The organism is Streptomyces sp. NPDC101234 (assembly GCF_044767525.1).
GTDB lineage: Bacteria > Actinomycetota > Actinomycetes > Streptomycetales > Streptomycetaceae > Streptomyces > Streptomyces sasae.
The window spans coordinates 1-13,280 of record NZ_JBIWOA010000047.1 but is presented as its reverse complement, the minus strand read 5'-3'; the positions used below and the strand labels follow the sequence as shown (position 1 = coordinate 13,280).

14 protein-coding genes are annotated in these 13,280 nt (G+C 72.4%); 9 read left to right on the top strand and 5 right to left on the bottom strand.

Annotated features, from left to right (window positions below; translation table 11 throughout):
* Positions 1-124 precede the first annotated feature (124 nt).
* Together ACIRR9_RS48690 and pssA are read left to right on the top strand one after the other, a co-directional pair.
* On the top strand, positions 125-781 hold the full coding sequence (locus ACIRR9_RS48690; RefSeq protein WP_123972518.1) for a phosphatidylserine decarboxylase: 657 nt from the start codon (positions 125-127) through the stop codon (positions 779-781).
* A gap of 22 nt (positions 782-803) precedes the next feature.
* On the top strand, positions 804-1,628 hold the full coding sequence (pssA, locus tag ACIRR9_RS48685; protein WP_123981024.1) for a CDP-diacylglycerol--serine O-phosphatidyltransferase: 825 nt from the start codon (positions 804-806) through the stop codon (positions 1,626-1,628).
* Positions 1,629-1,965: 337 nt separating this feature from the next.
* Here pssA and ACIRR9_RS48680 read toward each other — a convergent pair whose 3' ends face one another.
* Positions 1,966-3,084, bottom strand: coding sequence for a glycerate kinase (locus ACIRR9_RS48680; protein WP_403256820.1), 1,119 nt, complete (start codon positions 3,082-3,084; stop codon positions 1,966-1,968).
* A gap of 159 nt (positions 3,085-3,243) precedes the next feature.
* Here ACIRR9_RS48680 and ACIRR9_RS48675 point away from each other — a divergent pair, with 159 nt between their 5' ends.
* Together ACIRR9_RS48675 and ACIRR9_RS48670 are read left to right on the top strand one after the other, a co-directional pair.
* Positions 3,244-4,383: an ADP-ribosylglycohydrolase family protein gene (locus ACIRR9_RS48675; protein ID WP_403766236.1), complete on the top strand. Its 1,140-nt coding sequence runs from the start codon at positions 3,244-3,246 to the stop codon at positions 4,381-4,383.
* Positions 4,380-4,874: an NUDIX domain-containing protein gene (locus ACIRR9_RS48670; RefSeq protein ID WP_403766233.1), complete on the top strand. Its 495-nt coding sequence runs from the start codon at positions 4,380-4,382 to the stop codon at positions 4,872-4,874. The genes ACIRR9_RS48675 and ACIRR9_RS48670 overlap by 4 nt, the downstream gene beginning before the upstream one ends.
* Positions 4,875-4,908: 34 nt before the next feature.
* Here the strand turns inward: ACIRR9_RS48670 and ACIRR9_RS48665 are convergent, their stop codons facing one another.
* Positions 4,909-5,298: a hypothetical protein gene (locus tag ACIRR9_RS48665; RefSeq protein ID WP_403766230.1), complete on the bottom strand. Its 390-nt coding sequence runs from the start codon at positions 5,296-5,298 to the stop codon at positions 4,909-4,911.
* A gap of 1 nt (position 5,299) precedes the next feature.
* Between ACIRR9_RS48665 and ACIRR9_RS48660 the strand changes: the two genes are divergently transcribed.
* The 4 genes from ACIRR9_RS48660 to ACIRR9_RS48645 all read left to right on the top strand — a co-directional run bounded on the left by ACIRR9_RS48660 (position 5,300) and on the right by ACIRR9_RS48645 (position 8,907).
* Positions 5,300-5,557: a hypothetical protein gene (locus tag ACIRR9_RS48660; protein WP_403766227.1), complete on the top strand. Its 258-nt coding sequence runs from the start codon at positions 5,300-5,302 to the stop codon at positions 5,555-5,557.
* Between the two features lie 100 nt (positions 5,558-5,657).
* Positions 5,658-6,188 (top strand): GNAT family N-acetyltransferase, encoded by a 531-nt coding sequence (locus tag ACIRR9_RS48655; protein WP_403766224.1) that lies wholly within the window; start codon positions 5,658-5,660, stop codon positions 6,186-6,188.
* Between the two features lie 51 nt (positions 6,189-6,239).
* A complete protein-coding gene (locus tag ACIRR9_RS48650) occupies positions 6,240-6,965 on the top strand; it encodes a Sir2 family NAD-dependent protein deacetylase (RefSeq protein WP_365346984.1) in 726 nt (241 codons plus the stop codon).
* A 106-nt stretch (positions 6,966-7,071) separates the two neighbouring features.
* Entirely contained in the window at positions 7,072-8,907 is a 1,836-nt protein-coding gene (locus ACIRR9_RS48645) for an FAD-dependent oxidoreductase (protein ID WP_403766221.1), read from the top strand.
* 242 nt (positions 8,908-9,149) lie between these two features.
* Here the strand turns inward: ACIRR9_RS48645 and ACIRR9_RS48640 are convergent, their stop codons facing one another.
* The 3 genes from ACIRR9_RS48640 to ACIRR9_RS48630 all read right to left on the bottom strand — a co-directional run bounded on the left by ACIRR9_RS48640 (position 9,150) and on the right by ACIRR9_RS48630 (position 12,094).
* Positions 9,150-9,632, bottom strand: a complete 483-nt coding sequence (locus tag ACIRR9_RS48640; RefSeq protein WP_403766218.1) for a methylated-DNA--[protein]-cysteine S-methyltransferase — start codon at positions 9,630-9,632, stop codon at positions 9,150-9,152.
* Between the two features lie 10 nt (positions 9,633-9,642).
* Complete coding sequence (locus tag ACIRR9_RS48635) at positions 9,643-11,109, bottom strand: AlkA N-terminal domain-containing protein (RefSeq protein ID WP_403766385.1); 1,467 nt, start codon at positions 11,107-11,109, stop codon at positions 9,643-9,645.
* A gap of 94 nt (positions 11,110-11,203) precedes the next feature.
* The gene (locus ACIRR9_RS48630) at positions 11,204-12,094 is read right to left on the bottom strand and encodes an SDR family oxidoreductase (protein WP_403766216.1); all 891 of its coding nucleotides are present in this window, start codon (positions 12,092-12,094) and stop codon (positions 11,204-11,206) included.
* A 166-nt stretch (positions 12,095-12,260) separates the two neighbouring features.
* Here ACIRR9_RS48630 and ACIRR9_RS48625 point away from each other — a divergent pair, with 166 nt between their 5' ends.
* Positions 12,261-13,145, top strand: a complete 885-nt coding sequence (locus ACIRR9_RS48625) for a LysR substrate-binding domain-containing protein (RefSeq protein ID WP_403766213.1) — start codon at positions 12,261-12,263, stop codon at positions 13,143-13,145.
* Positions 13,146-13,280: the final 135 nt, after the last annotated feature.

The window sequence follows — 13,280 nt, the reverse complement described above, 5'->3', positions numbered from 1 at the left end:
TCAACGGTCTTCGGCCGCCGACTCGGCTTCCTGGCTTGCCCAGTTGCGGCCCCCGACCGGTACGATCCCCGGAAAGCCGCCGTCCCCTGTCATAGCGCGGCATCATCCGCTACGAAGGTCATCCATGCCCCACAGCCAAACCTCTGCACATCGAGACAGCCTGGCCGGCGTACGCCTCGCGCGCGGAGCATCGCCGTGGCTTCTCCCGACCGTCGCCACCGCAGCCGTCAGCCTTCTCCGCGCCCGTCGCTCCGGCGCCGCGAAGGCCGTCGCCGTGCCCGCCACCGCGCTCGCGGCGGGCATGCTGTGGTTCTTCCGCGACCCCGAGCGTGAGATCGCCCAGGGCCGTGTCATCTCGCCCGCCGACGGTGTGGTGCAGAGCATCATGCCGTGGAAGGACGGACGCACCCGCGTCGCCATCTTCATGAGCCCGCTCAACGTCCACGTCAACCGCGCGCCCCTGTCGGGCACGGTGACGTCGGTGGAGCACATCCCCGGTGGCTTCGTTCCCGCCTTCAACAAGGAGAGCGAGAACAACGAGCGCGTAGTCTGGCATTTCGACACCGAACTCGGCGACATCGAGATGATCCAGATCGCCGGCGCGGTGGCCCGCCGTATCGTGCCCTACATCCCGCAGGGCACGAAGGTCGAGCAGGGCGACCGCATCGGTCTGATCCGCTTCGGCTCGCGCGTCGACATCTACCTGCCCGAGGGCGTGGAGGTCGCGGTCGAGGTCGGGCAGAAGACCGTGGCTGGGGTGACTCGCATTGACCGTGATTGATCCTGAGACCCAGGCGGGCTGGGTGCCCGAGGCCGACGAGATCGGCGACGACGAGGAGGAGATGCCGCTCTCTCTCCGCCTCTCGATAGCGGACACCCTCACCCTCGGCAACGCCACGTGCGGCTTCATGGCGGTGTACTTCACCACCACCGGCATCCTGATCCCGCACCTCACCGGCGACGACCAGTCGGCGGGCATGGCACGGCACAGCGCCGCCACCGCCGTCATCCTGATGCTCTGCGCGGCCATCTTCGACCTGTTCGACGGCCTGGTGGCGCGCAAGCTGCGCTCCTCCCCCATGGGTGCGGAGCTGGACAACCTCTCCGACCTGATCAGCTTCGGTCTGGCCCCGGCGTACTTCGTCCTCGTCTACGGCATGGTGGCGGACGACGCGTACCAGAAGGTGGCCGCGGTCGGAGCGGTCGTGGTGCTGCTGGCCGTGGTGCTGAGACTCGCGCGCTTCTCGTGCGTGACACCGCCGAACGGCATGTTCCAGGGCATGCCCTCGCCGTTCGGCGCGCTCACCGTGGTCTCGATCGTGCTCCTGGAACTGCCGTTCTTCGCGACGCTGCTCGCGATCCTCGGTACGGCGTGGCTGATGGTGAGCCGGGTCGAGTACCCGAAGCCGCGCGGCCGCCTCGCGGTCGCGATGCTGTCCTGGATCGTGCTCGGCGTGGGCCTCCTGGCGGCCTGGGCGTTCGACGCGCCCGGCGGTCAGCTCCTCCTCCAGACCGGCTGCGCGCTGCAGCTGGTGACCGGCGCGGTGATCCCGCTGTTCGCCACGGCCCGCCGGGTGAACAACTTCCGCGACAACCGACGCGAGGCGAGGACGGCACAGCTGCCGTAGCGACAACGCCGAGGGCCCCGGACCGTAACTTGGTCCGGGGCCCTTCGCCGTTCTCCCAGTTTTCCCACCCACCCACCCGACTCGGCCAACTGAACAGGCACCGTCCGGGCGAGCCGTCGACCGTCCCAGCCACCCAGCCCTCCCAGCCCCCGACCCGCCTCATAGCGTCCCGGCCGCGACCCGCCTCATGGACCTCTCCGCCCTCTCCGCTCCCGGCCCGCCTCGGCCTCTTGGTTCACTTCTTGTCCCACCGGGTCGGGTGGTGGGTGGGCGGAGGGCCCGGGGGTCCGGGGGCGGAGGGCCCGGGGGTCCGGGGGCGGAACCCCCGGGTGCCGCCTCAGGTCAGGAAGTCCCGCGCGACCTGTTCCGCGACGCGCTCCAGGATCGGCCCCGCATCCGCGATGCACTTCACCACGTCCGGCTCCTCCGACGTCAGCGGATACGCCCGCCGGATCCCCGCCCGGCCGATCGCCTCCGGCGGCAGCGCGAGGCGGCCGCACACCGCCACCACCTCCTTGCCCGCGGCACGCGCGGCCGCGGCCACCCCGGCCGGCGCCTTCCCGTGCAGCGTCTGCTCGTCCAGCGAGCCCTCGCCGGTGATGACGAGCGTCGCCCGCTCCAGCGCGGGCGCGAAGCCGAGGACGTCGAGCATGACCTCGATACCGGCCCGGAAGCGCGCGCCGAGCAGCAGCGCGCCGTATCCGATGCCGCCGGCCGCACCGGCACCCGGGGAGGCCGCGTACCCGGCGGCGCGCGGGCCGGCCTCGGCCTCCAGGACCTTCGCGTAGTGGGTCAGCGCCGCGTCCAGCAGGTCAACGTCGTCCGGTGAGGCGCCCTTCTGCGGGCCGTAGACCGCCGGCGCGCCCTTCGGACCGGTCAGCGGGTTGTCGACGTCGCTGGCGAGGATGAGGTCGACGGAGGACAGCCGCGGGTCCAGCCCGGAGAGGTCCGCGCGGGCGAGGTCGGCGAGGCCGCCGCCACCCGGCGGCACCGGCTCTCCGTCCTCGTCCAGGAACCGCGCCCCGAGCGCCGACAGCATGCCGGCGCCGCCGTCCGTCGTGGCGCTGCCGCCGACGCCGAAGACGATCGTGCGCGCACCCGCGTCCAGCGCGGCCCGCAGCAGTTCCCCGGAGCCGTACGTGGAGGCCGTGAGCGGTGCGAAGACCCCGCGCGGCAGCCGCTGCAGTCCGCTCGCCTCGGCCATCTCCACGACGGCGGTGTCGCCGCGCAGCGCGAACGCGGCGGTGACCTCCTGGCCCAGCGGCCCGGCGACCTGCCTCTCGTGGCGTTCGAATCCGGCCGCGACCGCCGCGGCCACCGTGCCGTCCCCGCCGTCGGCGACGGGCAGCGCCTCCACTTCGACGCCGGGCACCACCCGCCGGAGCCCCGCCGTGACCCGCTCGGCGACCTGCACGGCCGTCAGCGAGCCCTTGAACTTGTCCGCGGCGATGAGCACGCGCTGTGTCACCTGTATCCCCTTGCTCTCCGGGCCTCGCGCACGTCAAGGCCAGTCGCGCCGCTGTGACCTTAACCGGAGGACGCCCTCCCCGTCATTCCCCGACCGAAGCCTGGGAAAGGGCTGGGAACCACCTGGGAAAACGGGTAGACCGCAGACATGGGCAAGCTGCAGTCCGAGTTCACCGACCGCGCACTCGGCGAGGACGTCCTCGCCGACCGTATCCTTGCCGACCGCGTCCTCGGCGGCTGGCTCGGCCGGATCGCGGGCAACATGCTCGGCAAACCGGTCGAGCGGGGCGACCTGTGGACGCGGGAGCGCATCGACGGCTATCTGCGGCGGTCCGGTGCCCTGCCGCTCACCGACTACCTACCCGAACCCGTCGACGAGACCGACGCCCTCGCGCTGCGCCCCGAGTGGCGGCAGTGCGTGCGCGGCCGGATCCACGGCAGCTGCCGTGACGACGACGTGGACTACGCGATCCTCGGCCTGGACCTCCTGGAGACCCACGGCTTCGGCTTCAGCACCGAGGAGGTCGGCGAGCTGTGGCTGCTGCGGCTGCCGTATCTGCAGACGTTCACGGCGGAGCGGGCCGCCTACCGCAACCTCGCGAACGGCCTGAAGCCGCCCCTCACCGCCACCTACGACAACCCCTACCAGGAGTGGATCGGCGCCCTGATCCGCGCCGACATCTTCGGCTGGACCTGCCCCGGCGACCCGCACCGGGCCGCCGGCCTGGCCCGCCGGGACGCCGTCCTCTCCCACGCCGGCAACGGGGTGTACGGCGCGATGTGGGCCGCCGCCCTGATCTCGGCGGCGTTCACCGCCCCCACGGTGCGGCAGGCGGTCGAGGCCGCGCTCGCCGTCGTACCGGCGAGCTGCCGCCTGGCCCGGACCGTACGCCGGGTCGTCTCCCTGCACGAGACCCGGCTGAGCTGGGAGGACACCCTCACCACCGTCTCCGTCGAGACCGCGGGCCTCGGCTGGATCCACGTCGTCCCCAACGTGGCCGTCCTCACCGCCGGGCTGCTCTACGGCGGCGGCGACTTCACCCGGACCCTCGCGCTCACCGTGCGCGGCGGCCTGGACACCGACTCCAACGGCGCGACCGCGGGCTCGGTGGCCGGGGTGCTGACCGGTGCGGCGGCCGTTCCGGACCGGTGGAAGGACCCGCTGGAGGACACGGTCCGCAGTGCGGTCTTCGGCTTCGACGGGGCCCGGATCAGCGATCTGGCGGCACGGACGGTACGGCTTGCCCGGACGGGTAGCGGGTCCGGGCTGGATACCCTGCCCGGGTGACCACCACCGACACGTATGCCGCATACATCGCGAGCCTTCCCCGGATCCTCGCCGGGGCCGCCGCGCTCTTCCGGGACGCCGAGGGGCGGGTGCTGCTCGTCGAGCCCAACTACCGGGAGGGCTGGGCGCTGCCGGGCGGGACCATCGAGTCCGACGACGGGGAGACCCCGCGTCAGGGTGCCCGCCGGGAGACCCTGGAGGAGATCGGCCTGGACCGGGAGATGGGCCGGCTGCTCACGGTGGACTGGGTGCACGGGACGGCGCGGCCGCCCCTGGTGGCGTATGTGTACGACGGCGGTGTCCTCACCGACGCGGACCTCGGGGCGATCAGGCTCCAGGAGGAGGAGCTGCTGAGCTGGCGGCTGGTGCCCCGCGCGGAGGTCTCCGACCATCTGCCGGGGTCGCTGGGGCAGCGCGTGCTGATCGCGCTGGACGTGCTGGCCGAGGGCTCGGGCCCCGCCGAGCTGGAGAACGGCCACCGGGTGGGGTGAACCCGGGCAGGTGAGCCCGGATGGGACGAGCCGGTCACGGCCAGCCCCGGCGGGCGGCGATCGCGCCCGCCTGGAACCGGTTCGTCGCGCCGAGCCGGGTGAGCAGGGCGCTCACCCGGCGTCGCATGGCGCGCGGTGACCAGCCGAGCCGCCGGGCGATGGCCTCGTCCTTGAGCCCGGCGGCCATCAGCGCGAGCAACGACCGGTCCTCGTCGCCGAGTTCGTCGCCGACCTCCCCGTGCAGCGGCACGGCCTGCCGCCAGCGGGTCCGGACCAGTGCCTCCACGGCGGCCTGCGGGTCGATCGCGGCGTACCGGCGCTGCCGCCCGCTGCGCCGTGCGATCAGGCCGAGTTCACGTAATCGGTCCAGCGAGCGGGCCACCCGGGCGGCGGAGCAGCCCAGTTGGGCCGACACCCGGTTCACGGTGCCGTTCGTCGTGCAGCAGCAGGGTCCGGCGACCTGCCGGGGCCTGCGGGGCAAGGTCACCGTCGAGGCGTCGTACGACGACGGCGCGACCTGGACGCCCGTCCCGGCCACGGTCCGCGGCACCCACGGCCGGGCCGTCCTGACCCACCCGGCGGCCACTAACGGCACCGGCTGGGTCTCCCTCCGGGCGAGCGGAACGGACCAGGCGGGCGACACCTTCAGCCGGACGGTGATCCGCGCCCACCAACTGGCCTGACCGCTCCTCGCTCCCGGCGCCGGACCATCGTGCGCCGGGAGCAACGTCCGTTCTCCGCACGGCCGTTCGGGGCGACCCGGCCACCTGTTAGCGTGCGCGGATGGAAGATCTGGGATCAGTGGCCTGGCCGCCCGAGCCGATCAGGACCGGGAGGCTGGTACTCCGTGCGCCCGAGGCCCGGGACCGTGCGGCGTTCGTCGAGCTGCTGGCGTCGCCGGAGGTGCACACCTACCTCGGGGGCCCCCGGCCGCGTGCCGAGCTCGAGCGCGAGCTGCCCGCGGTGCCGGAGCGGTGGCCGGGGAGTTTCGTCGTTGATCTCGACGGATCGATGATCGGCCAGCTCCTGCTCAGGAGAGCACCGGAGCACCATCGCCCGACCGCCGCGGGGAAGGCCGATCTCGGTTACCTGTTCCTGCCGCGGGCATGGGGATCCGGGTACGCCGCCGAGGCGTGCGCGGCGGCACTCGGCTGGCTCGCCGGCGCGCTTCCCGGCGAGCCGGTGGTGCTCACCACCCAGACCGCCAACGCCCGCTCGATGCGTCTCGCGGCAAAACTGGGGTTCACCGAGGTGGAGCGGTTCGAGGCCTGGAGCGCCGAGCAGTGGCTCGGCATGTGGTCCCCGGTCACGTAGTCCCCGATTATCCGTTCGCCGCCGACCGTGCGGGCGTCCTAGGCTCGGCGCATGAACAAGCCTCTCGTCGCCATCCTGAGTGGCGCGGGCATCTCCACCGATTCCGGGATTCCTGACTATCGCGGTCCCAACGGCCTGTGGCGCAAGGATCCCGAAGCCGAGAAGCTCGTCACCTACGAGTACTACATGGGCGATCCCGAGATCCGGCGGCGGTCGTGGCAGATGCGCCTCAAGAACCGCGCGCTCCTCGCCGAGCCGAACGCCGCGCACCGGGCCGTGGCCGATCTGGAGCGGTCCGGGGTGCCGGTCAGGGTCATCACGCAGAACGTCGACGGGCTCCACCAGCTCGGTGGTGTGACCGCGCGCAAGGTGCTCGAACTGCACGGCACCGCACGGCAGGTGGTGTGCACGCAGTGTCATGCGCGCGGGCCGATGGCGGACGCGCTCGCCCGTGTCGAGGCCGGCGAGGACGATCCGCCCTGTCTGGAATGCGGCGGGATCCTCAAGTCGGCGACCGTGATGTTCGGCGAGCGCCTGGACCCGGTGGTACTCGGCGAGGCGCTCGCCATCAGCAAGGCGTGCCAGGTGTTCATCGCCGTGGGCAGCAGTCTGCAGGTACAGCCCGCCGCCGGCCTCGTGGGTGTCGCCGCCGACCACGGCGCCCGGCTGATCATCGTCAACGCGGAGCCGACACCGTACGACGAACGGGCCGACGAAGTCGTCCGGGAACCGATCGGCGCCGCACTGCCCGAACTGCTCCGGCGGTTGCAGGGCTGAGGCCGGAACACCCGGCATCGCTGTCTCTTCGTGTGTGTGAGGATGCTGTGGGTGACAGGGAAAAGTGGTTCCGGCTTCCGGAGCCCCTCCCTACCCTCCAGTTCTCATGGCAGCAGAACACGCGCAGCAGTCTCAGGGGCACAACCGGCACAGCCGCAGACGTTTTCTGACGGCGACCGGAGGGGCGGTCGCCGGAGTCGTCGGCGGGGGAACGGCCGGCGCCCTGTGCGCCGCCGGCAGTGCGGCCGCGGCTTCGTCCGGAAGGCGTGTCGCCGTTCTCGGCGGCGGAGTCTCCGGCCTCAGCGCCGCCCACGAACTCGCCGAACGCGGCTACGAGGTCACGGTCTACGAGTTCTACGACGTCCTCGGCGGCAAGGCCCGCTCGATGGACGTCCCCGGGACCGGAACGGGCGGCCGCAAGCCGCTTCCCGGCGAGCACGGCTTCCGCTTCTTCCCCGGCTTCTACCGGAACCTGCCGGACACCATGCGCCGCATCCCCTTCCCCGGCAACACGAACGGCGTCCACGGCAACCTCCGCAACGGTACGGAGGAGTTGTTCGCCCGCGGTTCCGGCCGCCCGGACCTGCACTTCCCGCTCCGCCGCGCCACCACCCCGCCCGCCCCCGGCGACCTCACCCCGTCCTGGATCCGCGACCAGATCCTGTCCGTACTGGACCTCGCCACCCACCTCCCGGCCCACGAGGCCGCCTACTTCGCCGACCGCCTCCTGGTCCACCTCACCAGTTGCGACGCCCGCCGCGAGAACCAGTGGGAGAAGGTCGCCTGGTGGGACTTCATCCGCGCCGGCGAGATGAGCCGCGAGTACCAGGTGCTCCTCGGCATCGGCCAGACCCGCAACCTCGTCGCCACCCGCGCCGAGATCGCCTCCACCCGCACCGTCGGCCGCGTCATCATCGAGGCCCTCATCCTGTGGGGCCTGCTCGGCCGCGGCCTGGACGGCGACGCGGACGTCGACCGGGTGCTGAACGCCCCGACCAGCGAGGCCTGGATCGACCCCTGGGAGACGCATCTGCGCTCCCTCGGCGTCGAGTTCGTGCTCGGCACCGAGGTCCGGGAGGTGGTGTACGACGGCGGCCGGGTCACCGGCGTACGGGTCGCGGCGCGCGACGGCAGCCGGCAGCGCACCGTCACCGCCGACCACTACGTCTCCGCCCTCCCGGTCGAGCACGCCCGCGTGACCTGGGGCCCGGCCCTGCGCGCCGCCGACCCCCAACTCGGGCGGTGCGACGCGCTGAAGACGGACTGGATGACCGGCGTGATGTTCTACCTGCGCACGCCCACCCCCGTCGTGCACGGCCACATCAACTGCCTCGACTCGCCCTGGGCGGTCACCGGAATCGGTCAGTCCCAGTTCTGGGACGTACGGGACTTCGCGCGCGACTACGGGGACGGGCAGGCCCATGAGTGCCTGTCCACGATCATCTCCGAGTGGGACAAGCCCGGCATCCTGTACGGCAAGACGGCCCGCGAGTGCACCAAGGACGAGATCGTCGCCGAGCTGTGGGCCCAGCTGAAGGACGGGCTGAACGACTCGGGCAAGACGACGCTCAGGGACGAGGACCGGCTCGGCTGGTTCATGGACCCGGCGGTGACCGGCCTCGGCGGCCCCGACCCGCAGAACCGCGAGCAGCTCCTCATCCACCCCACCGGCACGCTCTACCACCGCCCGTCGGCGAGGACGGCGGTCCGGAACTTCTTCCTCGCGGGCGACTACGTCCGTACGGATGTGGACCTGGCGACCATGGAGGGCGCCAACGAGTCCGCACGCCGCGCCGTCAACGCACTCCTGGACGCGGACGCCTCCGACGCCGAACGGTGTCACATCTGGGAGTTGTTCCGGCCACCGGAGATGGAACCCCTGAAACGCGTCGACGAGCTGCGCTACCGCCTGGGCCTACCCAACACCTTCGACCTGGGATAGGACCCGCAGCACCCGAACACGGCATCACAACTCAGCCACATCCCTTACACACTTCACCAAGGTCTCCGCCGACGTGAGCACGGCGAAGCTGTCCGGGACCGTCACCGCCAAGGGGGACGTCGAACGCGGCGACGCCATCGAGGCGTTCGACAGCCCGGCCGACGCGCAGGCCCGCCGCGAACAACCTCGGCTGACCGGGAGTTCCGCGCCGTCCTTCCCCAGGGTGAGAAGGAAGAGCCCGGTCAGAAGAGCCCCGCTCCCCGTTCGAAGTCCAGTAGGCGTCGTTTGCGGGGGAGGCCGCCGCCGTAGCCGGTGAGGCTGCCGTTGGCGCCGATCACTCGGTGGCAGGGCACGATGATGCCGACCGGGTTCTTGCCGTTGGCGAGGCCGACCGCGCGGGAGGCCTGGGGATTGCCCAGGCCTTCGGCAAGTTCGCCGTACGAGCGGGTCTCGCCGTAGGGGATCAGGCGCAGTTGCTCCCAGACGCTGCGCTGGAACGGGGTGCCGTTCAGGCGCAGTTCGACGGTGAACTCCTTCAACTCGCCGGCGAAGTAGGCGGAGAGCTGTTCCTCGGTTTCGGCGAAGAGGTCGTCGTCGCGGGTACCGAAGGTCTCCTCGGGCGGGCGGTGGCGTTGGTCCTCCATGTAGAGGCCGCAGAGGGTGCCGTCCTCGGCGACGAGGGTGAGGGGGCCGTAGGGGCTGCCGGTGACTGTGTGGTTCTTCATGGCAAGGTCCTCACACGGGAAGGAAGTTGATCGGGTGACTGTCGGTCGCCCACAGGTACTGGACGGCGTAGGCCCGCCAGGGGCGCCAGGCCGCCGCGCGTGCGGTGAGGGCGGCCGGGGTGCCGGGCAGGCCCAGTTCCTGGGCGGCGCGGCGGATTCCGAGGTCGGTGGGGAGGAAGGCGTCGGGGTCGCCGAGGGCGCGCATGGCGATGACGTCGACGGTCCAGGGGCCGAAGCCGGGGAGCGCCAAAAGCTTCGCGCGGGCTTCCGCCCAGTCGCTCTCCACGCCCAGGTGGAGGGTGCCGTCGGCGAGTTGGCCGACCAGCGTGGTGAAGGTGGTGCGGCGGGTGCGAGGCATCGCCAGGGAGTCGGGGGGCACCTCCGCCAGCGCCTCGGGGGACGGGAAGAGATGGGTGAGGCCGCCCTCCGGGTCGTCCACCGGTGTGCCGTGGGCGGTCACCAGGCGCGCCGCGTGGGTGCGGGCGGCGGCCGTGGAGACCTGCTGGCCCAGCACGGCCCGGACGGCGAACTCCGCCTCGTCGACCGTGCGCGGCACCCGCCGTCCCGGTGCCTTGTCCACCAGCGGGGCCAGGAAGGGGTCGGTGCGCAGCTGGTCGTCGATGGCGACCGGGTCGGCGTCCAGGTCGAGCATGCGGCGGCAGCGGCTGATGGCGACGGGCAGGTCCCGCAGGTCGCTGAGGGTGAGCCGGCAGGCGATGTGGTCGGGCCTCGGGGTGAGGGCGGCGATGCCATGGCCGTACGGCAGCCGCAGGGTCCGCCGGTAGGCGCCGTCCCGCCACTCCTCGACGCCGGGTACGGCGGTGGCGGCGAGGTGCCCGAAGAGATTGTCGGGGTTGAGGGGGGCGCGGAACGGGAGGCGGAGGGTGAGCGTGCCGGGGGCGAGCTGTGCCGACTTCGGGCGGCGGTCGCGCAGCTCCGTCGGCGAGAGCGCGAAGACCTCGCGGACGGTGTCGTTGAAGGTACGGATCGAGGAGAAGCCGGCCGCGAAGGCGATCTCCGCCATCGGCAGGGCGGTCGTCTCGATCAACAGGCGGGCGGTCTGGGCCCGTTGGGCGCGGGCCAGGGCCAGCGGTCCGGCGCCGAGTTCGGCGAGGAGCTGGCGTTCGACCTGCCGGGGGCTGTAGCCGAGGCGGGTGGCGAGGCCCGGCACGCCCTCGCGGTCCACGACCCCGTCGGCGATCAGCCGCATGGCGCGGGCGACCAGGTCGGCGCGCTGGTTCCACTCCGGGGAGCCGGGGCTGGTGTCGGGGCGGCAGCGCTTGCAGGCCCGGAACCCGGCCTGCTGGCAGGCGGCCGCACTCGGGTAGAACGTCATGTTCTGGGGCTTGGGCGGAACCACCGGGCAACTGGGCCGGCAGTAGATACGGGTCGTCAGGACGGCCGTGAAGAACCAGCCGTCGAACCGCGCGTCCTTCGACTGCACGGCCCGTACGCAGTGCTCTCGGTCGAGGTGCATCCCTGTCTGCATGAGACCAGCATCGGCCACCGGAGGGGGCCGATGCTGGCGGAAATCCGACACGAAGGTGGGCTGACCTCAGGCCCCGGGAGGCTCAGTCGAAGTAGTGGTCCTGATCCAGGTCGGCCAGCAGTCCTGGCTGCTCGGGCCGCCAGTCGTACCGCTCCCGGGTCGCGGCGCTCGACGTGGGGTTGTCGTTGCCGACGAAGCGGCCGATCCAGCCGAAGTGGGTGGCCGCCTCCTCAGGCGCGAGGGAGACGGCCGGTACGTCGAGACGGCGGCCGATGACCTCGGCGATGTCGCGCACCCGTACGCCGTCCTCGGCGGCCGCGTGCAGCACCGCACCGGCCGGGGCCGTCTCCAGGGCCTTGCGGTAGAGACGGGCGGCGTCCAGGCGGTGCACGGCCGACCAGCGGTTGACGCCCTCGCCCAGGTACGCGGAGACGCCCTTGTCCCGGGCGATGGCGATCAGGTGCGGGACGAAGGCGTGGTCGCCGACGCCGTGCACGCCCGGGAGCCGGATCGCGGAGACCCGCACCCCGCGGTCGGCCAGGGCCAGGGCCGCCCGCTCCGACTCGCCCCGGTGCGCGCCGGGCGCCGCGGGGTCGGGCCCGTCCGCCTCGGTGCCGAGCCGGCCCGGGGTGAGCAGACCGGTCACGGAGCTGATGACGAGCGGGCGGCCGGAGTCGGCGAGCGCGTCGCCGAAGGCGGCCAGGGCCGCCAGTTCGGTGCGCAGGGCGCCGTGCGGGTCGGAGAAGTCGTGGTTGAAGCCCGTGTGGACCACGCCGTCCGTGGCGTCCGCCGCGACCCGCAGTCCGTCGACGTCGTCCAGGTCGCCCCGGTGCGCCTGTGCCCCCACCTCCTTCAGGGCCGCCTCGGCCGCGTCCGAACGGGCGAGGCCGAGCACCTGGTGCCCGGCGCCGAGCAGTTCGCGGACCACCGCGCTGCCGATGAACCCGGTGGCACCGGTGACGAACACACGCATGACGAATCACCTCACGGAGAGTGAAAGATCTGGAACGGCTCCAGCGTGCGTCCGGCCCGGTGCCCGGGTCCAAGACCTGTTCCGTACCGGGTGATGCTCCTTCGGTCATGACCGCAGTTCACAGCGTTCACAGCGGCCGGAGTCGGGCGGGAGCTACAGTCGAGGGGTGCCCGATTCCCCTGTACCGCCGGTGGACCTGGAGCTGCGCCTGGTGCGCTACTTCACCGTGGTCGCCGAGGAACTGCACTTCGGCCGCGCCGCCGAGGCGCTGCATCTCGCCCAGCCCTCGCTGAGCCGTCAGATCCGGCGTCTGGAGCGGGAGTTGGACGTCCGGCTCCTTGACCGCACCTCGCGCGGCACCCGGCTCACCGAGGCCGGGGAGACCTTTCTGCCGCAGGCCAGGGAGTTGCTGCGGACCGCCGCCCGGGCCACCGCGAGCGCCCGCTCCGCCGCCGCACACGGCCCGTTCACCGTCGGTTACACCACCCACCAGATCGTCACCCCGGCCGTACGCGAGCTGCGCCGGCGCCACCCGCGGGCCGACATCCGCACCCTGCACGTGGACTGGAACGAGCCGCGCGACGCGCTGCTCGACCACCGCGTCGATGTCGTGGTGTCCCGGTTCCTGTTCTCCGCCGACGACCTGGACGTCCGGGTCCTCTACGACGAGCCGCGCGTCCTCCTGGTCCCGGTCGGCCACCCGCTGGCCGGCAAGGAGTCGGTCACGCTCGCGGACTTCGCCGACCAACCCCTCCCCCGCTTCGCGGGAGCCGACCGGATCGGGGCGAATCCCGCCGGCCACACCAATCTGGGCGCCCTGGTGGAGACGCTGGAGGACAAGCTGGAGCTGGTCGCCAGCGGTGAGGTGGTGTCTCTGGCGCCGGCCGGGTTCCGCGGCAGCCTGCGGCCGGACATCGCCGTGATCCCGGTCGAGGACGCCGAGCCCGTCCAGGTCGTCCTGGCCGGCCGGGCAGGCGACCGCCATGCCCTGCTCCCGGCGTTCCGGCACGCGGCCGAGACCCACCTGGTCCCCGCCGACGCCGCCCGCTGACGGTCCGCGAACGCCACAGGGGTTGCCGCCGGCGGCGGCCAACCCCGAGGGGGTCTCGGTCCCGAACCCCCCCCCCACGGAATTCTGGCGCGGGAACCAACCCACGCCCCACAAATATAAAAACGGCACAAAGCA